Below are 21011 nucleotides of genomic sequence, written 5' to 3' on the forward strand. Positions count from 1 at the left end.
CCTCAATCTGGCATCTTTGCTCATAGGTCAGTTGCTTGTAGTGTCTCATTGCATAACTCTTGCCGGAGAAAAAGCGAGAAGCCTACGGGCAACTGACCGCTTTTTCTAGCTCCATTGAGATATGCACTTACAAGTTGAATCTAGGATTCTTTATATTTTAAAGACTTATTACCTAGGCGGCTGCAAAGGATACAGTCGCTTCTTGGAAAAATTACTTCACCAGCCTTTTATTCTTCTTGATGCTCTGCAAATCTTTGTCGGCGCGAATCATTACCGACTCACCTTCTTTTAGCTGCTTCTTTGAGGTCCCTATGTTTCTCATGTGGTTCCACACCAGTTGATCTGGGTTCAGGTCTGGCACATATGGGGGAAAGAATACGATCTCAAGCCTTCCATCCTGTGATTCGACATAGTCAAGAACTTTCTTCGATTTTTGCACTGGTTGGCCATCTACAATGAGGATGACCGGGCGCCTTTGGCTTCTCTGGAAATCTTTGAAGCATTCCATACACTTATCTGCCGTGAATTTTCCACTGTAAGTGTGGCACCAAAATCCACCTTTATTTGATAACGTAGAGATCGCATTAATCGATTGCCTTTGCCCGCTGGTTTTTACTATCGAAGTCTTCCCTTTTTCTCCCTACGTCCTTTGCAGCGGGTCGTCAGACCCGATGCTTGGCTCATCCAGCCAGAATTTCTCTGCGTCGGTCTTTTTCGCATATTCCTTGACCTTGGGATAGACATCCTTCACCCACTTTTTAACTGCCTTTTCATCCCGCTCGTAGGCACTGCGCAACAGCTTTTGTGGAGTTAAACCCAACCGATGCAGAAGTTCACCGACGCTGGTTACACTAAGTTCAATATTAAATTTCTCTCGAATCAGATCTGATACGATTTGGCGTGTCCACAACCCAAAGTCAAAACCACATTGCCTTGGATCACCACCAATAACCCACCGTTTGACTTCTTGCTCCTCGATAGGAGACAACTTTCTGCCGCGCCCAGACCTTACTTTGGGAGCCAAAGCGTTGATGCCTTTTCCCCGTGCAGTTTTTAACCATGAGAAAATGGTTCTACCACCCAGCCCTAAACTACGGGTAACCTCCTCCGCCGATTCACCATCAGACACCCGCTACACGGCTATTTTTCGTATAAGATGCTGTTCTTCTGTACTAAGTTTTCTGGCGTGATATTTCATGCGCGCCATGATATCATAATGTATTGATTATTTTCTCTCCGCCAGTATGACTTATTCGACATCACCGATACGCTCTTGTCGTTCTTGTTTTTCTCGCATCATCGCTTTGATTTCTTCTAGTACGGCATCCACATCAGCACTGTTACTATCATTCTCAAACTCACCACTAAGCGTTGAATTAGGTGTAAGCTTACCCTCTGCAAACAGCGCCCACATTTCATTGGCGTATTGCGTGCGCAATAAGGCCGGTGAAAATTTACCATAATAGCGACGCATGTTGTTGACATCGCGTGTGAACATCTGGCAACCCTCCATTTTTACCCGCAGCCAAAAGTAGAGGTTAAGCCACCATCAGCGGTGGTTTACCGCCATTTGCTTTGTGTGGCCGTCGGTGGTTGTAAAACCATAACCATTCAGTTGCATAATCCTGAACCTCTTCAAGGCTGTCGAAGAGGTGCTTGCTGAGCCAACTATACCGAATGGTTCTGTTGGCTCGCTCGTTATAAGCATTTTGTTGTGGTTTGTCTGGCTGGATGTACTCGATCCGTATTCGCCGCTTTTTCGCCCATGCTACAAACTCATGACTGATGAACTCAGGGCCATTATCACAGCGGATAATGCTGGGCTTGCCCCGCCATTCAAGTAGCTGGTTGAGAGCGCGAGTCACACGTATCGTTGGCAGTGAAAAACCGGCCTCTATTGCCAGTCCTTCACGCCTGTAATCATCAATGACATTGAACAGCCTGAAGTTCCGGCCATTGCTTAGCTGGTCATGCATAAAGTCCATTGACCATACTTGGTTCGCTTTTGTTGGTTCTTTCAGCGGTTCTGGTGCCTGGCGCTTGAGGCGACGTTTTGGCTTTATTCGCATATTTAACGCTAGCTCACAGTAGATCCGGTAAACGCGCTTGTGGTTCCACCGAGCGCCCTCCAGGTTGCGTAGGTAATGAAAGCACTGACAAAAGCCCCAGTCACTCTGCTCATTTGTTAACCGGATAAGCCAATCGGCAATCTCCTCGTTTTCATCGCTGAGAACAGGCTGATAACGATAGCAACTTTCACTGACACCGAAAGCAGCACAGGCAATTCGAATACTGATGTACCGTGTGGCTACGGCTTGCCGCGCCATCTCCTTCCGCCGAGATGGCTTTACCACTTTTTTTGCAGAGCTTCCTGAACGATTTCAGCCTTCAACCGCTCTTCGGCATACATCTTCTTGAGGCGCCGATTTTCATCCTCCAGTTCCTTCAGGCGGGCCATCAATGAGGCATCCATGCCGCCGTACTTCGATCGCCACTTATAGAAGCTCGCTGAGCTCATCCGTGTTCTCGGCATAGTTCAGGCACTGGCACGTCGTTTTCGGCCTGCTTGAGTATCGCCAGAATCTGGCTGTCGCTGTACTTCGATTTTTTCATGCAGAATCTCCTGCGCGTATTTTACGGGAAAATTCTACTTTTGGTTCCGGTGGGTTTGAAGGGTGATTACCCTAGCTCGACGTAAAGGTCGCATGCCTTTAGTTTGTAATGACGGTTCTCGAGATAAAAAGAGAGGGATTACACTATTCTATAACTTTAGTCTTTACCTGGACGGTAGTATTCTACCAAAAATTAGTAGTTGTTATAGATACCTTCTTGTTGATCTGGTGCAGGGAATTTGTTTGATTATTACTTTGTCCTATCTTACCCTCATTTCACCTCAAATCCAGCGTTCTATTCTGGCTTTTATAGTAAATGATATTTACAGTTTGAAATCTGTGGAGTCTCCTCAGATTTTATCTCTCGACTTTGGCATTAGCTGTTGAGGATTCTAGGCGTGACTTTGACTTCAGCTTGGTGGGCATATGTTAAATCTAGAACAATTTAAATTTTTGCTGGCAGGCCTTACTCTTATTTTTATGTCCTGCAATACTTTGGCAGGAGAGGTTGATTATAAGTGGTGGATTGAGAGTAGTGGTGCAAACTTGTACCTAGAGGTATCTGGCCGTGATTCCTCTAAACCACTAATCCTTTTTCTGCACGGGGGCCCTGGAGATGTAGAGCTGGGACTGATTCCATTTCAGGTAAATGTTGGCCGGGCACTTGAAGAAAAATATTTAGTTGCTTACCTTCATCAAAGAGGAGCCGGTAAATCTCTTCAGGTAGAGAAGAATACATTGACAATAAATAATAATATTAAAGATGTGTATAATACGGTTGCTTTTCTAAAAAGGCAATATAAGAAGGACAAGATTATCTTGATTGGTCACTCATGGGGTGGAGCGCTTGCAGCACTTTATGTTAGGGATCACCCTGAAAGTTTAGAAAAAATAGTATTTATCTCCTCTTATCAGAGTGCCGAGATACAGACAAAAACCAGCTTAAATGCAACACTGCAGTGGGCGGAAAAGGAAGGTAATCAGTTGGCTATACGAGAACTAGAGAAGTATCAAGAGTCTCCCACTGAAAATTTTCAGCTTCTCTCAAAATGGGCAAGTAGGGCAAATGGTGGCATAGCTAACGGCGTCGATATTAACGCTTTCATAGCAGACGAAAACCTTAATGAAGAGTTTCCTGGTTGGCAGGAGCGCAGGGGTAGCTTGGCCGCGGAAATGAATGGCGAGCTTCAGGCCATAAATGTTAATAAGAGTATCGATAATTTACAGATTTCTGCTCTATTTGTAGTTGGCGAGAATGATACAATCACCACACCTTCGCAGACGAGAGCTGATTATGAAAAGTATGAAGGAAGTAAATGCTTATTGATACTGAAAGATAGTCATCATCTTCCCTTTATGGATGCACAAGAAAGTCTTGAGAAGGCTCTATTCCAATTCTTAGATAATGATCACTGTGCAGCTTGACACTATTTATCTTAACCAAAGTGAACCGCCATTCATGCAAATAGGTATGAATCACCCTGGGTTTCTCGGAGGCTAACTTTCTTGAGAGAATTAGCCAATGAGCAAACAACCTGGATACTCCCCCGAAGTACGGGAACGCGCAGTTCGCATGGCGTTGACCGGCGAGCACGAACATAAATCACGCTGGGCAGCGATTACATCTATCGCCTCCAAGATCGGCTGTACGCCTGAGACTCTACGATCATGGGTCAACAAGATAGAAGTCGATAACGGCACTAAGCCCGGCACCACTAGTGGCGCCGCAGCCCGCCTTAAAGAGCTGGAGCGCGAAGTCCGCGAGCTGAAGCGCGCTAACGAGATCTTGCGCAAGGCTGCCGCTTTTTTTGCCCAGGCGGAGCTCGACCGCAAACCGAAGTAATGGTGGCATTCATTGATCAGGAGCGTGAGGCGCACGGTGTCGAGTCAATCTGCGAGGTTCTGCCGATTGCACCGTCGACTTACTACCGCTACGAGCATCTACAGGCCAATCCAGAACAGCGCTGTGTGCGCGCTCAACGTGACGATGAGCTGAAGCCTGAGATCCAGCAGGTCTACGAAGAAAATCATCGCGTCTATGGTGCTCGCAAGGTCTGGAAGCAGCTTAACCGCGAGGAGGTAAAGGTCGCCCGCTGCACAGTTGAAAGGCTGATGAGAGTGCTGCAGCTGGAAGGCGTTCGAAAATGCAAGCGTTGCGTTACGACTATCCCAGATCAGCTGGCCAACAAGCCGCTGGATCTGGTGAACCGCGAGTTTACGGCGGAGCGCCCCAACCAGCTTTGGGTGGCCGACATTACCTATGTCGCAACTTGGTCAGGCTTTGTTTATGTCGCATTCGTTGCCGATGTATTCTCCCGCTACATTGTTGGCTGGCGCGTGTTAAAGAGCCTCCAAACCGACATCGTGCTTGATGCTTTGGAGCAGGCATTGCGGGCACGAGGCAAACCCCGCGGTGTTACCCATCACAGTGATCGAGGTATTCAGTACCTGTCGATTCGATACACTGAGCGGCTTAATGAAGCGGGCTTCCAGGCGTCAGTCGGCAGCGTCGGCGACTCCTACGACAACGCACTGGCAGAAACCATCAACGGCTTATTCAAGGCGGAGGTCATCCACAGAACAGGCCCCTGGAAAGGACTGGATGAAGTTGAACGCGCAACCTTGGCCTGGGTCGACTGGTTTAACCATCGCCGCATTCTCGAGCCGATTGGCGATATGCCTCCAGCCGAATACGAAAAGCTGTATTATCAACAAGCCGAGTCTGCCCAAGCGGCATGACTCAAATCAAATTGCCTCCGGCAAACCCAGGGTGATTCAATCTGACTATGCTGGATCTGCCTCAACCTCCATCAAGGGAATGTGTCAGATTTGGTCTAAACTAATCCAGATCAGACTGATCTGGCCCCCTACTACCCGCTGGTAGAGGCGTACATGGCACAGAACGAGGTAGATCCACTGGCGCTTATCGCAGCGCTCAAAGGATACTAAATGGAAAATCAGCCTGTTGTAAAAAGCACTCGGTTTTGGCTATGGATCTCGATTCTTATTTTTGCTGCTTCCAACTCAGTCGTAGCAAAAATCGGGGAGCTCGGAGCCCATCACCCCATTCATGGAAACAACCCCATCTCTTTTTGTAACCTCTTGTTCGCTGGAAATCTCTTGGCGGGTATCACCCTTTTTATCATCTACAGGAAAGATTGGCGCCTCAGCATTTTAAAACAGTACCCTTTCAAAGACTGGTTTTACATGTTTGTGCTTGTCTTGATGTCTGGAGTTCTTGCCCCCGCATTTTTCTTTATTGCTCTAATGATCACAGATGTGACCAATGTCGTTTTGATCTCAACTCTAGATGCTCCCTTAGGACTCTTGTTAGCCTATGTCATGTTTCGGGAGGCGCCTACAAAGTTCTCAATAGTGGGGGCCCTAGTTGTAACGGTTGGTGTTATTGCTATTTTTGCCTTAAATCAACCGCCGATGGAAAGGCCGATGAGCATGAAAATGCTGGACGTTGGAAATCCTGAAGTGAACCAGTTCCTACAAACCCTCCCCAAAGCCGGAGAAATTTTAACCGCTATAGCAACACTCTTGGGTGTCATTGCCGTTCAGGTGAGCCGGAAACTACTCGACCGCATCCCTATTGGCGTATTTTCAGTTTTCCGCATGCTTGCAGGGGTGATCCTCTTTACGATCATTGTCCTCTCTGTATTTGGCCCCAACCACTTTAACGATCTCCTTTCCCCTTTCCTCTGGGTGTGGATGCTTGTATATGGAGCGATCATTATCGTTTTTGGGCAGATCACCTGGTTTAAAGGGCTTCAAGGCGGGGCGAGCTCTGCTGACATCTCTATCTCGACAGCCATCACTCCCGTTGCCGGTATCTTCTTCGCTTTTCTTATCCTGCAAGAGATCCCCAACTTTGCTCAAATCGTTGGAGGGATCATCATCATGGCTGGAATAGGGATCTCACTACTCGGCCAATATCGTGAACAAAAGGCTCTCAATGTGAGGTATGAAACGCCGTGCTCATTTAAGGGTGTATAGCGCTTTCAAGCGGCAGCGTATTTATCTGACGCTGCATTGGCAAGTCAACAAGAATCGACTGTTTTGCTGATAGAACCCATCTCCCGGCCTTGATGGTGGCGAGTGCGTTGGTAATGCACGAGGTAAGCCTGTGTTCGCCGAGAGTGATCTGGCATTAGATTCGTTCGTTGTGATTGTAAATCGCCGTGGTGTAGCCAGCACTGAGAACGTCTAAAACGAAAAGATCCAAGAATCAGAAAAAAGTCCACTGCCTTATGAAGCAGCTCTCGTGCGTCCCGACGTAGTAGTTCTGTCAGTGGGCCAGCTGTCTCCTGTCGATCTGTAAACTCAACAACGATATTCTTATCCATAGCGACGTACTATTGGTTGGTTAACTGTTTGGCAACAACAAATCAACCAGATACGCTGCTTTCTTTCAAACCCTCAAATACCAGAATTAATCATAACTTGGCTACCAGTGCTGCGTATCCCAACTAATCGTGGCACCGAGTACTGCGGCAAACTGTAGCAGCATGATTATCAGCTGTATCTGAGCGTAAATGAGATTGAGCATACGAAGACGGAATCCCGGCATCGGCAAACAAATGGTATCTGTGAGCGATTCCGTAAAACCATTCTGCAGGAGTTTTATCAGCCATCACTACGACGCAAGATTTATGGCCCGTTGAAGGATCTGGACGAATGGCTCAATTATTACAATAATCAACGAACCTACCAAGGCAAGAAGTGTTGCGACCGTACGCCTGAGCAAACGATTGAAGATGGCAAAAATCTGGATGGAAAAGTTCGTGAGCTGAACCTGATCTGACAGACAGCGTCTGAAAAACCGGTGACTGTCAGATCAAGTCAGAACTACTAAATTTTATGTGAATACTATGGAGAGTTTCTGATCTTTGTTGCGATTCTGGTTACGCCTCCATTGAGGGATATCACAAGAGAAACTTCCTCTGTATCTGAGTTTCTTTGGGTATCTGCACAATATTAAACACAGAGGAAAGGCTGCTATTTCAGGATTGCTTTACCTACTTCTGGGCTAACTTCTTGGAACCCATAAAGAGCCAAACAGAAAAGCACTCATAAAAACCGATTCCTGCACTTGGATGACCCTAATCCTGTACCAGCACCAGAAACTGAGGCCAATGATAACTTTGACTAGCTGTCAATTTCTGGGTGAATATCGCCTCAGGAAACCGTTGCCCCCGTTGCCCCCCTTGCCCTGCTATCGCTGTCCAATCGGCAGGGGACTGCCAATGAGGATTTCAGTGTTCTACCAGTTGCCAAGCCGGGTGTTTTCTCGCTGATCATTGTGCATTGAACCTCTCAAATCCAGAAGATCTATGTCGGTGTTATCTGAAAATGTTTTACTGAATGTGATGACCTCTGGAGCAGATATGAATATCTAGCGATTGAGCGCGAGGCACAGGCATACATTTGCCATAACAATTTTCTCAGAAGCACTGCATCCAAACCTTTCAGGGATACGTCCTATTCAGCAGTGGCAGTTGCCCTTATAATTCACAACAGATGAAAAGTACGAGACCAACAATGAAAATAGTTACCAGAATCCTTATTGGTGCCCTCATGCTACCGGCCAGCATTACCGGCTGGAGTGCTGAAGGACAAGCATTAGAGGTAGAGGAGGCACCTGCAGCCCAGGTTATGTTGTTCGGGGTATTCCACTTTGCAAACCCCAGCCGGGATGTCGTGAAAAGCGAAATAATTGATGTATTGACACCGCAAAATCAGCAATATCTTGAGCAGCTGACCGGAAAACTTGCAAAACAATCTCCCACGCATGTCATGCTCGAATGTGATCCCACACTTCAGGAGGAGTATGACCGGCTATTTCATTCCTATATCAATGGGGAACACAAACTTGATGTTAACGAAAACCAGCAACTGGGTTTTCGCATCGCAGCCCAGGCAGGGTTGACGGGTGTCATTTGCTATGACGAGCAAAAGGTGCACTGGAATGGCGCAAAATTGATAGAATATATGAAAAAATCCAATCCAGATAGAAAAAAGCTATTTGATGAGCACATTCAGCAGTTCAGTGAACTCACCGCCCATCAACACCAAACTTTTTCTCTGGAACGCCTGCTGAGAAAGAGCAATGATCCGTCAGAAGATCGCGAGAATATGAATCTCTACCTTATGGTCAATGACATTGGGGCCGGCGGAGAGTTTGTCGGAGCTGAGGCATCTACTAGCTGGTGGCATCGCAATTTCCGTATGTACGCCAATATACAGGCAGTAGCTCAACCGGGCTCCAGGGTTATTGCTATCGCAGGTAGCGGCCATACGGCTATTTTGAAAACCCTCCTTGCCACTGATCTGGCCCGTGAATCCTGGGATGTCAACGCGCACCTCTAGGAATCTCTTTTACAGTCTCTGTAGAATCAGCACCAAAAGCGTGATGCGGGTGCAGGGCAAACTGGTTGCCCGCATCAATAGCTTTTATTTGTGCGCTGCTTCAGAAGGCTGGCTTGATTCGTATCAGACCCGAGTTTTTTCACCAATCTGAGTCATTAGCGATCAGTCAATTACCGCCAGATTTCGACTTCCGTTGAGCACAATCGGCGTGGATGAGGCTAAAATCATCCCCGGAAGCTAATTTTATTGGACCAATATATTCAGCGTTGATGGGGCATTGATGAGTTTCCGTCCTATTTTAGATGCACTGGAAATGGGCAGCCCATCAGGCACTGACCGTTTCGCGTTTTTTTAATTCCTCTTCGCGCAACTCGCGGCGTAAAATCTTGCCGACATTGGTTTTCGGCAGATCCTCGCGGAACTCCACTTGCTTTGGCACTTTATAAGCGGTCAGATTTTCCCGGCAAAAATCCGTAACTTCTCTCTCGGTCAAGGGCTGACCGGCCTTGACCACAAACAGTTTGACCCGCTCGCCGCTCTTTTCGTCGGGAATACCGATTGCTGCAGCTTCGGCCACCATTGGATGTGCACTGACCACATCCTCAATCTCATTGGGATATACATTGAAACCGGATACAATAATCATATCCTTTTTACGATCCACAATTTTGATGTAACCATCATCCTGAATAACCGCCATATCCCCGGTATTCAACCAGCCCTCGCTGTCGAGCACATCGGCGGTGGCCTCAGGGCGCTGCCAATACCCCTTCATAACCTGAGGACCACGCACGCAGAGCTCGCCGGGCGAATTGTTGGGCAAGTCATTGTCATCCCCATCAACAACTTTAACTTCGGTACCCGGTACCGGAATACCCACGGTGCCAAGCTGAACGCCACCGATCGGGTTGAAGGAGACAACCGGGGAGGTTTCAGTCATACCGTAGCCTTCCATTACATTACAGCCGGTCATTTCTTCCCAGCGCTTGGCGGTATCGCGGGTCAGGGCCATACCACCGGAAGCAGTGGAACGCAGCTTGCTGAAATCCAACTCTGAGAACGCCTTGTTGCGCATCAGGCCATTGAACAGGGTGTTCAAACCCACAAACCCGGTAAATCGCTGACCTTTCAGGGCTTTCACAAAAGCTGGAATATCCCGCGGGTTTGGAATCAACAACGAGTGGTTGCCCGAGGCGAAGAGGCACATACAGTGAATGGTGAAAGCGTAAATATGATAAAGCGGCAGCGGCGCGATATAGTATTCCTCCCCCTCTTTCATACCATCGCCAAAAGCTTCGCGCACCTGTTCCATATTCGCAACCAGGTTGCGATTGGTCAGCATTGCACCCTTGGCAACACCGGTGGTCCCCCCGGTATACTGCAGCACGGCAATATCTTCCGGCGCTCTTTCCACATCCCGCTGGGATTGCCTGGCGCCGAGGGCCATGGCGTCACGGAAACGTACCTGCTGAGCAAAGAAAAAATCCGGCACCATTTTTTTGATGTACTTGGCCACACCGTTGATCAAAGTGCGCATGAACGGGCTATGCAGGTCCGCAATTTCGCTGACAATCACTTTTTCCACACTGGTTTCCGCAACGACCCCAGAGGCGGTATCGGCAATATTGGCAAGAACGATTAACGCCTTGGCACCAGAGTCATTCAATTGGTGTTTCAGCTCGCGCTGGGTATACAGCGGATTGGTGTTAACCACCACAAGACCCGCACGCAAGGCACCGAAGACAACCACAGGGTACTGCAGTACATTGGGCAGTTGAACGGCGATACGATCACCGGGCTTTAAATGCGTGTGATGTTGTAAATAGGAAGCAAATCTGGCGCTCAGGATATCAATGTCGCCAATTGTCAGAGTTCGCCCCAGACAGGAGAAAGCGGGTCGGTCACCAAATTTGGCGCATGCGCCCTTGAATACATCGAGTATGCTGCGATCAATGTCCAACTCTCTTCTCCCATTCCAGGTTGTTGTTGTCGCCGGGCAAACTCTCAGAGTTCATAGGTAAAACCAACCAAGGAGCCAGCGACAATTTATTTATTGTTTATCGTATCCTGCAAAATAGTGCAAAGCGGGGTATCTATGCCTGCCCTAACAAGCCTCCACTCTGTGCAGGGAATAATCCTGCCAGTGCAGCTGCCAGCTCCCGATCCCCAGAGTATTGGACATCTCCCAGCAAAAAGGCATGCCGCGCATTTAAATGACCGTCCAGTATGGCCCTCAGGGTATGGTTGGTCATTTCCAATATCAGTGCCGGTGCCTCTGCCTGTCCGAACTCGGATACCACTTCGAACTTGTCCGGCGTACCCGCTATGTATACATAGAAATCACAGGCATCCGGCAGCCGGAACTGTACCCGAGCAAGTGGGTGCAAACAAGCCAAGTGCTGCAGGTGCTCCTGTACTGAATCCGACAGGTGCATTGGAGTCTCCCTGATATTAGCCACTTTAGCATTGGTAAAAAAACCGCCGGTGAATCACAGGCGGTTTTTTTGTTGGGGGGTATTAGAACGCAAAATGTGCTGCGTCCAACTCCATCAGGGAAGCCGCACCATTCTGCATGGCGGTGGCATGGCTGGCTGTGCGCGGCAGAATGCGCTCGAAGTAGAAACGTGCCGTCGCCACTTTAGCGCGATAGAAATCGGCACCTTCGGCACCTTCGGCCAGTTTCAGATTGGCCACCCGGGCGGCGCGCGCCCACAGGTACGCCAGTACGGTGTACCCGGAGTACATCAGGTAATCCACAGAGGCCGCACCGACCTCATCGGCATTTTCCATCGCTTTACTTCCCACCTGCAAAGTGAGGTCGCCCCACTGCTTGTTCAGCGCCTGCAATTGGATGACAAAAGGCGCAAGGGCTTCGTTGTCAATTTCCGCCTGGCAGAACTTGTGTATCTTCTTGGTAAACCCGCGCAGCAGCTCGCCCTGGCTCAGCAGCACCTTGCGGCCCAGCAGGTCGAGTGCCTGGATACCGGTAGTCCCTTCGTAGATAGTAGAGATACGCGCGTCCCGCACGTTTTGTTCCATACCCCACTCAGTGATATAGCCGTGACCGCCAAAGCATTGCAAGCCCAGGTTTGCTGACTCAAAGCCCACTTCAGTAATAAACGCTTTGGCGATGGGGGTTAGCAGGGCCAGCAGATCCTCTGCCTCTTTTTTCGCTTCCTCGCTTCCCCTGTGGGTGATATCCACCAACTGGGCACAGTGAACGACCAACATGCGACTGCCTTCGGCGAAGGCCTTTTGGGTCAGTAACATGCGCCGGACATCCGGGTGCACGATAATCGGGTCAGCCGGCCCCTGTGGGTTTTTTGTGCCGGACAGGGAGCGCATCTGCAGACGCTCCCTGGCATAGGCAAGAGATTTCTGAAAACCGATTTCGGCATGTGCCAGACCTTGCAGGGCAGTCCCCAGGCGCGCGGTGTTCATAAAGGTGAACATGTAGTTCAGGCCCTTGTTTGGTTCGCCGATCAAAAAGCCCTTGGCCCCATCGAAATTCAAAACCGCAGTGGCATTGCCATGAATACCCATTTTGTGCTCGAGGGAACCGCAAACTACGCGGTTGCGCTCACCGGCGGAGCCATCTGTATTAGGCAGGAATTTGGGTACGATAAACAGCGAAATACCCTTGGTACCCGCTGGCGCATCCGGCAGACGCGCCAATACGATATGCACGATATTCTCGGTCATATCATGCTCACCGGCGGAAATAAAGATTTTGGTACCAGTGATTGCGTAGGTGCCGTCGTGATTCGGCTCAGCTTTGGTGCGCAAAATACCCAGATCGGTGCCACAGTGTGGTTCGGTCAGGCACATGGTGCCGGTCCAGCTACCTTCGACCAGCTTGGTCAAATAGGTGTTTTTCTGCGCTGCGGTACCATGCGCTTCCAGGGTATTCATGGCACCGTGGGAAAGGCCGGGGTACATGCCCCAGGACCAGTTGGCGATACCCACCATTTCGCTCAATACGGTTCCGAGCGATGGCGGCAGACCCTGGCCACCATACTCCGGATTATGCGGCAGTGCGGGCCAACCCGCCTCCACAAATTGCCGGTAGGCTTCTTTAAAACCTGCGGGAGTGGTGACTTCACCATCATTCCAGGTACAGCCCTGTTGGTCGCCGATCTGATTCAGTGGCACCAGTACGTTTTCACAGAACTTCGCGCCCTCCTCCAGGATGGCATCTACAACATCAGGAGTAACCTCCCCATATCCAAGTGATGCATAATGCGCATCTGAGCCCAGCATCTCGCGCATAACAAAACGCAAATCGCGCAGTGGCATTTTGACATCGGTCATCCTGATACCCTCAATTCAATGATTTTCTGGGCCGAGCGAAAACTGGCCGGTCATGTTTGTGACTAATTTATGCTATTGGTTCATCATAGTAGTAAGCCGACAGCGCCCTCTATGGCGAAATCCGTCCAAAGCGGTGACAAATCAAGGCGGGAATTGGAAAAAGTGTGGCCAGTGCAATCACATGTGCAGACCGGCAGCGGCGCGACCACCCCGACGATATTCTCCTGGTGTAATGCCTGTCCACTTCTTAAAAGCGCGAAAGAAGGTGCTGGACTCGTCAAATCCGAGCATTTCGGCAATCTGGCTATTGGAGAGATCCGGGCAGCTCAGATAGTGGAAGGCGGCCTCCATACGGCACTCGTCCTTCAGCTTCTGGTAGGAGGTGCCCTCCTGTTGCAGGCGACGGCGCAAGGTGGTTACCGACATATTAAGCCGCTCTGCCACAGCCTCTGCCGCAGGCATGGATTCGCTCACATCCCGGTTCAGGATGGTCTTCACCTTGGTCTTGATGCTGTTGGCACTGCCGTCACTGATCACCAAATGATACGGGGCCGTGCGGATAAAATCCTCCACCGTCTGAGGGCTCTGCACCACCGGGTATTCAAGATAACGGTCATCGTACTCGAGGGCATTGAACGGCTGGTCGAAAAGCAGTTCGTCCGCCTCACTCTGGGCCAGGCTGCGAAACGCTTCGGGGCAGGGAAAGGAAAAGTGCAAACGCGCCAAGGGGATCTCTCGCCCGGCCAACCAGCAGTAAAAGCGGTGCCAAACAGCCAGGGTGGTGCGAACCACGCTGGGGCTGGTGGATGCGAGCAACTGCTCGAACTCACCCTCTCCCAGTGAGCTGATACCGCATATCTCAACACGCTCGCGCCCGAAATCACCAGATTCCAATACCGGTTTCACCTTAAAGCCGCGGCAAATTTCCATAAATTCGGCACAGAGCGTGATCGCCTGGCGCAGGGTGACACAGTTCACCACAGCCAGGCACAGCAAGCGAAAAGAGCCGGAGCGTACCCGCCCCCCGCTGAGCATGCCAAACCACTCGTTCTGCACCAGCCACATGACACGCTGGTACAAGCGCCCGTATTTGATTGCCGAGAAGGCTGCGACACCATGTAACTCCGACTCGTCAATGCCTACTGAAGCCAGCAGTTCACCGCGGTCACAGCCATGGCGTATCGCTTCTTCTAGCAAACGCTCCAGATAGGCGATGGGTATACGGAGTTCCTCTTTTGTTGATGCCATCTGTTTACTTTCGCCTGCGCAACCAGCTGAGCAAGGCCCCGAAGCCCATCGCAACTAAAATAATGACAAAGAGTACTATCAGTATAAAGACCAGATAGTAAACAACATGCTTTACGGGCAGATCCCAGCTAAAAATCGCCGCGGCGACAAATGCGACACAGGCGAGAACGCTGGTGATAAAAGAGCGGCGACTTTTATTGGCCATGGTGATTTGGATACATTGATTTTAAAAAAGGAGAGATTACCACTTTCTGTGGCACTACCATTGTATTGTCGGTGTCAGGTACCGGCGCGGCGTCGAATCGTGAAGGATTGGCAGGTTTCTGTCAACGCCGCAGGAGGAGCGAATGCCCAGAAGAATGCTGGAACCCGAGGATCAGGACACCCTGAAACGCCTGTTCCACTGGCTGATGTGCCTGACGGCGATTATCTCCCTAGTGATGTTGGGCATCGCTTATTTCGCCTGAATCGCAAGGGGATACTCCCGTGCGCGGGGCCAAGCTATTCCCCCACCAATCCACCTTTGGCCAGGTGGTCGGGATCCAACAGGTCCTGTAGGGTCTCCCGGTTGAGCGTGGTCATCTCCAGGGCAACATCCAACACCGGTCTGCCGCTACCGTAAGCCGCCTTGGCAATCTCGGCGGCTTTCGAGTAGCCGATTACTGGGTTCAGCGCCGTTACCAAAATCGGGTTGCGCCCTACTGTGTCCTCGATATGTACCCGGTTCACGGTAAAGCTTGCGATGGCGCGATCCGCCAGCAGCAGGACGGCATTGGCCAGGAGGTTGATGCTTTCGAGCAGGGTGCTGGCCACTAACGGCAGCATCACATTCAATTGAAAATTACCGCTCTGCCCAGCCACAGTGATGGTGCTGTCGTTACCCATCACTCGCGCCGCCACCATGGCTGCGGATTCGGCAACTACCGGATTCACCTTGCCCGGCATTATGCTGCTGCCAGGCTGCAAAGCCATCAATTCAATTTCTGCAATACCCGCCAGTGGACCACTGTTCATCCAGCGCAAATCGTTGGCGATTTTCATCATTGCCACCGCCAGTACCTTGAGCTGTCCAGACAGTTCCACCGCCGTATCCTGGCACGAGATTGCGGCAAAAAGGTTGTCCGCCGGACGGAACTGCTGGGAGGTGTGCGCACTCAGTTTTTGCGCAAACAGTTCGGAGAAATCCGGTGGAGCATTGAGCCCGGTACCGATCGCCGTGCCGCCCTGGGCCAGTTGCGCAAGGCGCGGCATGGTAGCGCGTATGCGCTCGCGGCAGGCTTCTATCTGCGCCGCCCAGGCATCCACTTCCTGGGCCATGGTCATAGGTACCGCATCCATCAGGTGGGTGCGACCGGTTTTTACCACACTCTGCACCTCGACAGCCTTGTCGCGCAGGCGGGTATGCAAATGCCGCAGAGCGGGCAATAACTTATCCCGCACGGCGAGCAGTGACGACACGTGGATCGCCGTGGGAATGACGTCATTACTGCTCTGGCTCATATTGACGTGATCGTTGGGACTGATGGGCAGGCCGTTGCCGTCTCCGGCGAGGTGCGCGATCACTTCGTTGACATTCATATTCGAGCTGGTCCCGGAGCCAGTCTGGTAAATATCAACCGGAAAGTGGGCGAGATATCCGGGGTCGCCGAGACGGTTGCAGGCGTCGATAATGGCCGCCGCCTGGGCCTGGTTCAGCAGACCCAGGTCTCTGTTGGCCTCTGCCGCCGACTTCTTGATCAACACCAGGGCATGAATAAACTCGGCCGGCAGGCGATTGCCACTGACGGGAAAATTTTCTACCGCACGCTGGGTCTGGGCCCCGTATAATGCCTCCCGCGGTACCTGCACCTCACCGAGGCTGTCTCTTTCGGTTCGAAATTTTCCGCCCATTTCCCTCTCACAGGGTGCGTCATACGCACCGGTCAAGAATTGCTATTTGTACCGCAGAGACTATTCCACTTCGACCCTTATCTTCTTGGACATTAGCGGGTTTTGGTGGGGAATATGCAGATAGTTGCCCAGTACCAGTTGCAGCGTATGTTTGCCAGGGGGCAAGGTGATTTCGGTTTCGGTCTGGCCACCTCCGTAGTGGATAATATTTTTGTTCGCCGGCAGCGGCTTGCTCAAATCCGGCAGGTTATCCACATCAATCAGCAGATGGTGGTGCCCGGTGTTTTCAAGATTCACGCCCGCAGGTGCCACACCCATACCGGACAAACCAAACCGCACGGTAAAGGTCTGGGAAACCTTCTCACCATCCTTGGGTGAAATGATATAGAGCCTGGCGCCCTCCGGCGCCTTGCGGGCCATATCGATTTTGGTGCCATGTTCTTCTGCGTACAATAGTGCAGACAGCATCAAGACACTGACAAAGAGTAGGGAATTCGCTTTGGTCATGTTCAATCCTTCCTGGTAGGTTGCGAGCTGGCGCCATTTTTTAATTTCACTTGGCAAGCCGTGATCGCCGTAGCGACATGGGCACTGTAGCAGAACAGCGCTTCTCTGAAAGGGGTTCCCCGGGAATATAGCTGCCGCACAGGCTAAGGCAATTGAATCCGCAGCGCCCATCCTCCAATCACCCCGGCGCAGCAGTCACCTCAGATACTGACCCGCCCTTCTTGGGTCCATTCACAGCGCACCTGCATATCCCCGCTGCCGGGCTCGTGATAGAGGTCGGCGGACTCCCAACTGAAGGAGTGCACACCGGAAAGCTCGGTTTCCAGGTGCACAGTGGCCGATACCCAATACATACTGTTGAGCAGCTCTTCGAACTTCTGAATCCACAGGTTCCACTCGTATTCCACTGCGCGGTAAGAAGCGCCAAAATGAATGACATCGGTCTGGTATTGAGACTGTTTCACTTTGATGGTGGGAATCGCAAACATATCGCGGCAGAGAAAGGGCCATTCATCCGCGCCGGGCAAAGCGAGGACTGCCTCTCGATTGACTCGCCGGCGGTCACTGCCACCGGTAAGGCTGTTACTGTCCTTGATACAACCGTAGACTATGGATTCCTGATCGCCCCGAAGCATTCGTTCCATTCCTTACCGCAGTGCCACCGGACACCAAGTATCCTGGGCAATATAGGTTGAGAAACCCAACTTTAACGGCGCAGCGGCCAGAAAGCCATAACGCCAGCAGCGAACACTGTCGCTACATAGATATTCGCTGTAATACAAAGCTGCTTCAGCCTGTCAGCGGAATTCCGTTAAAGATCAAACCCGCGCTGGCGCAACATTTCCAGCAACCCCTCTTCATTCATCACCGGAATATCCAGATCACGCGCCCTGTTCAATTTCGATCCAGCGCCGGGGCCCGCCACTACGCTATCGGTTTTGGCGGAGACGCTACCGGCCACCTTCGCACCAAGCTGTTGTAAATAATCCTTGGCTTCACTGCGCGACAGAGTCTGCAGCTTGCCGGTCAGCACCCAGGTCTGGCCGGATAAAGGCTGTTCTTCCCCTCCGCGCTCCTCGGCCAGCCAACGCACACCGGCCTGGCGCATAGCCTCTATTTCCTCCAGTGCGTGGGGCTGTTGAAAAAATTCCGCAACGAAGTGAGCAACGACCGGACCCACATCCTCCACTTCCTGTAAGGCCTCCTCGTCCGCACGCATCAATGCTTCCAGATCACCAAAGTGCCGAGCCAGGTTGCGCGCTGTCGCCTCTCCCACCTCGCGGATGCCAAGTGCGTAAAGGAATTTCGCGAGGGCGGTCTCTTTGCTGTGCTCCAGCGCATTGAGGAGATTCTGTGCGGACTTTTGCCCCATGCGCTCAAGACCCGCCACCTGTTCGAGACTCAGGTGATACAGACCGGAAACCGAGTGCAGAAGCCCTTCATCCACCAATTGCTCCACCAGTTTGTCGCCCAGACCATTGATATCCATCGCTTTGCGCGAGGCGAAATGCTTAATCGCCTGCTTGCGCTGGGCACTGCAGATCAGACCGCCACTGCAACGGGCCACCGCCTCTCCCGGTGCCGACTCCACTGGCGAGCCGCACACCGGGCAGTGGGTGGGAAATGTAATGGTGTGGGTACTTTTCGGTCGCTTGCTCTCCACCACCGAGACCACTTGGGGGATCACATCGCCGGCGCGGCGAATCACCACAGTGTCACCGATCCTTACCCCAAGGCGCTGGATTTCATCGCGGTTGTGCAAGGTTGCATTGGACACCGTCACGCCACCAACAAACACCGGCCTGAGCCTGGCCACCGGGGTTACTGCACCGGTGCGGCCCACCTGGAACTCCACATCCAAAAGCTCTGTCATTTCCTCTTCGGCGGGGAATTTGTAGGCCACGGCCCAGCGCGGCGCCCGCGCGACAAAACCCAGGCGCTTTTGCAGGGAAATGCTGTTGACTTTAAAAACAATACCATCGATATCGTAGGGCAGCGAATCGCGCTTTTCGCCGAGCGCTTTGTAATAGTCGATACAGGCCTGGATACCACTGACCACACGCATTTCCCGGTTGAGACGAAAACCCCACTGCCCGAGCAGCTGCAGGGTTTCCATGTGCGCTTCCGGCAGGGGCGCACCTTCCACGAGGCCGGTGCCGTAGGCACAGAGCTCCAGGGGTCTCTGCGCAGTGATACGGGAATCCAACTGGCGCAAACTACCGGCGGCCGCGTTGCGGGGATTGACGAACAATTTTTCACCGGTAGTCTCGGCCTTGCGGTTCAGCTCGGCAAACCCCGCTTTCGGCATATAAATTTCACCGCGCACCTCCAGCACGCCGGGGTATTCCGCTATGGTTTTATCCCGCCGCAGACGCAGGGGCACCGAGCCCACAGTGCGTACATTCTGGGTAATATCTTCACCGATAGTGCCATCGCCACGGGTAGCCGCACGCTTTAGTACCCCATCGCGATACAGCAGGCTGATCGCAATACCATCCAGTTTAGGCTCGCATGCATATTCGATTGACCCTGTGCTGTTCAGGCGTTCACTCACGCGACGGTCGAACTCCAGCAGCTCTTCATCGTTAAAGGCATTCTCCAGCGACAGCATCTGCACCTCGTGGTGCACCTGGGCAAAAGAGGCCAGCGGCTCAGCACCGACGCGCTGAGTGGGCGAGTCGGGGGTTCGCAGTTCGGAGTATTCCCGTTCGATATCCTGCAATTCACGCAAACGGCGGTCATACTCCACATCCGGCAGTTCCGGATCATCCAGCACATAGTACTGATAGTTGGCTCGCTGGAGAATTTCTCGCAGTGCCTGAACCCGCGCGCGCGCTGCGTGGGGAATAGTTTGATTACTCATCAATTCTGTCGAGTGAAAAGAGTTTATTATTGAGAAAACTGGATTCTACGCCTCACAGTCGCCCCGACCCGTGACCGAAATCCTGACAGGGTTGGATCGGGCATGGCCTGGCACCGCTGTTACCTAACAAAAATGGCGTAGATCCCGCATCCGCACAATCAGCTTTGCGCCATCGCCAGAGCCCGGCAACGCTGGTATTCCACCACACGCTGGCGATAGTGCCCGGCAGTTTGGGCGGTAAAAACACTGCGGTTTTCATCCTTGAGTTCACCGCCGAGCAACTCGGCAATTTTGTAAGCGGTGAACAGCAACTGGTCAAACGCCTTAATCGCCTCCCCCTCAACCGGCAGCGCCAGGAAAAGGCTGACGCCGGGCGTGGTAAATTCTTCCATCTGTGTAAGGTCAAACACCCCTGGCACCACAATATTGGCGAGGCTGAAAATCACCGAGCCATCGGCACCACCATCCTCATGATAATGGAATATATTCATCTCGCCGAAACGCATTCCCGAGGCCAACATCACGCGCAACAGATCATTGCCTTCAAAACAATCCCCCTCTGACGCCATCACATTAATCACCAGCACTTCATCGCGCACCGGGGATTTTTCCTGGGGCTGTCCTGCGTCGCGGGAAAGCGTCTGGGAATATTGCTCGCAAAGCACCTCCTGGTGGGGATTGTCCTGTGGGGGTCGGCCCGACGGATTCGATTCTGCGCTGAGTACCCCCAGGCTCTCGAGTTCGTTCAGCTCAGGCTCAAATCGCTGCCCGTCCACTATGGATTCCATCAATGTGGGCACCCGCTCCTCAAAATCCAGCATTCCCTGCTCCTCAATATTCCGCGGTGGTGTGCTGCCCGCCAGGGGCCTGCGCGAGGAGATAAAACTTTCCTGTACCTGACGGTTTACATGCAACGCATCCTCCAGTGCCCGGCGCTGGACCACGCGGACCTGTCCGGGCAACTCACTGGTTGCCTGCCTCGATTTCACTTTGTCATGGGCGCCCACTGAAGCGTCTCTGCCCTCCGCGTTCGGCTGGGCCCTGGACACAGGGTCGGCATCGCCGTCCACCTCAGATTGCATTGCCCTGGACAACTTTCGGGAAACCTTCACAGCGGCACGCTGCCGCACAATCGCGCGGCGCACACCATCCAGTACTGCCACAAGCACCACTACAATCAGAATTGTAACCAGCCAGTTGTTCAT

17 protein-coding genes, 3 pseudogenes and 1 other annotated feature are annotated in these 21011 nt (G+C 51.8%); of the genes and pseudogenes, 6 read left to right on the forward strand and 14 right to left on the reverse strand.

Annotated elements, in window-relative coordinates; genetic code table 11:
* Positions 1-211: 211 nt before the first annotated feature.
* From ACL7TT_RS18980 to ACL7TT_RS18995, 4 genes and pseudogenes are all read right to left on the reverse strand, one after another.
* A pseudogene (locus tag ACL7TT_RS18980) lies at positions 212-625 on the reverse strand (transposase); the annotation flags it as partial.
* 15 nt (positions 626-640) lie between these two features.
* Positions 641-1129, reverse strand: a complete 489-nt coding sequence (locus ACL7TT_RS18985; RefSeq protein ID WP_413397786.1) for an IS630 family transposase — start codon at positions 1127-1129, stop codon at positions 641-643.
* Positions 1130-1249: 120 nt separating this feature from the next.
* Positions 1250-1498, reverse strand: coding sequence for a hypothetical protein (locus tag ACL7TT_RS18990; RefSeq protein WP_413397787.1), 249 nt, complete (start codon positions 1496-1498; stop codon positions 1250-1252).
* 40 nt (positions 1499-1538) lie between these two features.
* Positions 1539-2613, reverse strand: a pseudogene (locus ACL7TT_RS18995) (IS3 family transposase).
* A 425-nt stretch (positions 2614-3038) separates the two neighbouring features.
* On the opposite strand from ACL7TT_RS18995, the gene ACL7TT_RS19000 reads away from it, so the two are divergent.
* From ACL7TT_RS19000 to ACL7TT_RS19020, 6 genes and pseudogenes are all read left to right on the forward strand, one after another.
* Entirely contained in the window at positions 3039-4037 is a 999-nt protein-coding gene (locus ACL7TT_RS19000) for an alpha/beta fold hydrolase (RefSeq protein ID WP_413397788.1), read from the forward strand.
* Positions 4038-4134: 97 nt separating this feature from the next.
* Positions 4135-5351 (forward strand): IS3 family transposase gene (locus ACL7TT_RS19005; protein ID WP_413397789.1). Its coding sequence is split into 2 segments (ribosomal slippage): positions 4135-4414 and positions 4414-5351, totalling 1218 coding nucleotides; the frame shifts between segments, so codons are not numbered across the junction.
* Positions 4413-4529 (forward strand) — a sequence feature (AL1L pseudoknot). Its footprint overlaps the gene before it by 117 nt.
* Before the next feature lie 120 nt (positions 5352-5471).
* The gene (locus tag ACL7TT_RS20525) at positions 5472-5561 is read left to right on the forward strand and encodes a hypothetical protein (protein WP_459564502.1); all 90 of its coding nucleotides are present in this window, start codon (positions 5472-5474) and stop codon (positions 5559-5561) included.
* Complete coding sequence (locus ACL7TT_RS19010; RefSeq protein ID WP_413397790.1) at positions 5562-6614, forward strand: DMT family transporter; 1053 nt, start codon at positions 5562-5564, stop codon at positions 6612-6614.
* A gap of 451 nt (positions 6615-7065) precedes the next feature.
* Positions 7066-7422, forward strand: a pseudogene (locus ACL7TT_RS19015) (integrase core domain-containing protein); the annotation flags it as partial.
* Positions 7423-8318: 896 nt separating this feature from the next.
* A complete protein-coding gene (locus ACL7TT_RS19020) occupies positions 8319-8987 on the forward strand; it encodes a DUF5694 domain-containing protein (protein WP_413397791.1) in 669 nt (222 codons plus the stop codon).
* A gap of 325 nt (positions 8988-9312) precedes the next feature.
* Here the strand turns inward: ACL7TT_RS19020 and ACL7TT_RS19025 are convergent, their stop codons facing one another.
* The 10 genes from ACL7TT_RS19025 to zipA form a co-directional block, all read right to left on the reverse strand.
* Positions 9313-10947 (reverse strand): AMP-binding protein, encoded by a 1635-nt coding sequence (locus ACL7TT_RS19025; RefSeq protein ID WP_413397792.1) that lies wholly within the window; start codon positions 10945-10947, stop codon positions 9313-9315.
* 133 nt (positions 10948-11080) lie between these two features.
* Positions 11081-11422: an SCP2 sterol-binding domain-containing protein gene (locus tag ACL7TT_RS19030; protein ID WP_413397793.1), complete on the reverse strand. Its 342-nt coding sequence runs from the start codon at positions 11420-11422 to the stop codon at positions 11081-11083.
* Positions 11423-11504: 82 nt separating this feature from the next.
* Positions 11505-13298, reverse strand: a complete 1794-nt coding sequence (locus ACL7TT_RS19035; protein WP_413397794.1) for an acyl-CoA dehydrogenase C-terminal domain-containing protein — start codon at positions 13296-13298, stop codon at positions 11505-11507.
* Between the two features lie 177 nt (positions 13299-13475).
* Positions 13476-14546 (reverse strand): AraC family transcriptional regulator, encoded by a 1071-nt coding sequence (locus tag ACL7TT_RS19040; protein WP_413397795.1) that lies wholly within the window; start codon positions 14544-14546, stop codon positions 13476-13478.
* A 4-nt stretch (positions 14547-14550) separates the two neighbouring features.
* Positions 14551-14751 (reverse strand): hypothetical protein, encoded by a 201-nt coding sequence (locus ACL7TT_RS19045; protein ID WP_299945786.1) that lies wholly within the window; start codon positions 14749-14751, stop codon positions 14551-14553.
* Positions 14752-15047: 296 nt separating this feature from the next.
* On the reverse strand, positions 15048-16436 hold the full coding sequence (locus ACL7TT_RS19050; protein ID WP_413397796.1) for a class II fumarate hydratase: 1389 nt from the start codon (positions 16434-16436) through the stop codon (positions 15048-15050).
* 60 nt (positions 16437-16496) lie between these two features.
* Complete coding sequence (locus ACL7TT_RS19055; RefSeq protein WP_413397797.1) at positions 16497-16943, reverse strand: DUF4399 domain-containing protein; 447 nt, start codon at positions 16941-16943, stop codon at positions 16497-16499.
* 200 nt (positions 16944-17143) lie between these two features.
* Complete coding sequence (locus ACL7TT_RS19060) at positions 17144-17578, reverse strand: hypothetical protein (RefSeq protein WP_299945792.1); 435 nt, start codon at positions 17576-17578, stop codon at positions 17144-17146.
* Positions 17579-17754: 176 nt separating this feature from the next.
* Entirely contained in the window at positions 17755-19806 is a 2052-nt protein-coding gene (ligA, locus tag ACL7TT_RS19065) for an NAD-dependent DNA ligase LigA (protein WP_413397798.1), read from the reverse strand.
* A 158-nt stretch (positions 19807-19964) separates the two neighbouring features.
* Positions 19965-21011 carry a cell division protein ZipA gene (gene zipA / locus ACL7TT_RS19070; protein WP_413397799.1) on the reverse strand — a complete coding sequence of 349 codons (1047 nt, stop codon included), beginning with the start codon at positions 21009-21011 and terminating at the stop codon, positions 19965-19967.

Origin of the sequence: Microbulbifer jejuensis, from assembly GCF_047289955.1 — a bacterium.
Taxonomy (GTDB): Bacteria; Pseudomonadota; Gammaproteobacteria; order Pseudomonadales; family Cellvibrionaceae; genus Microbulbifer.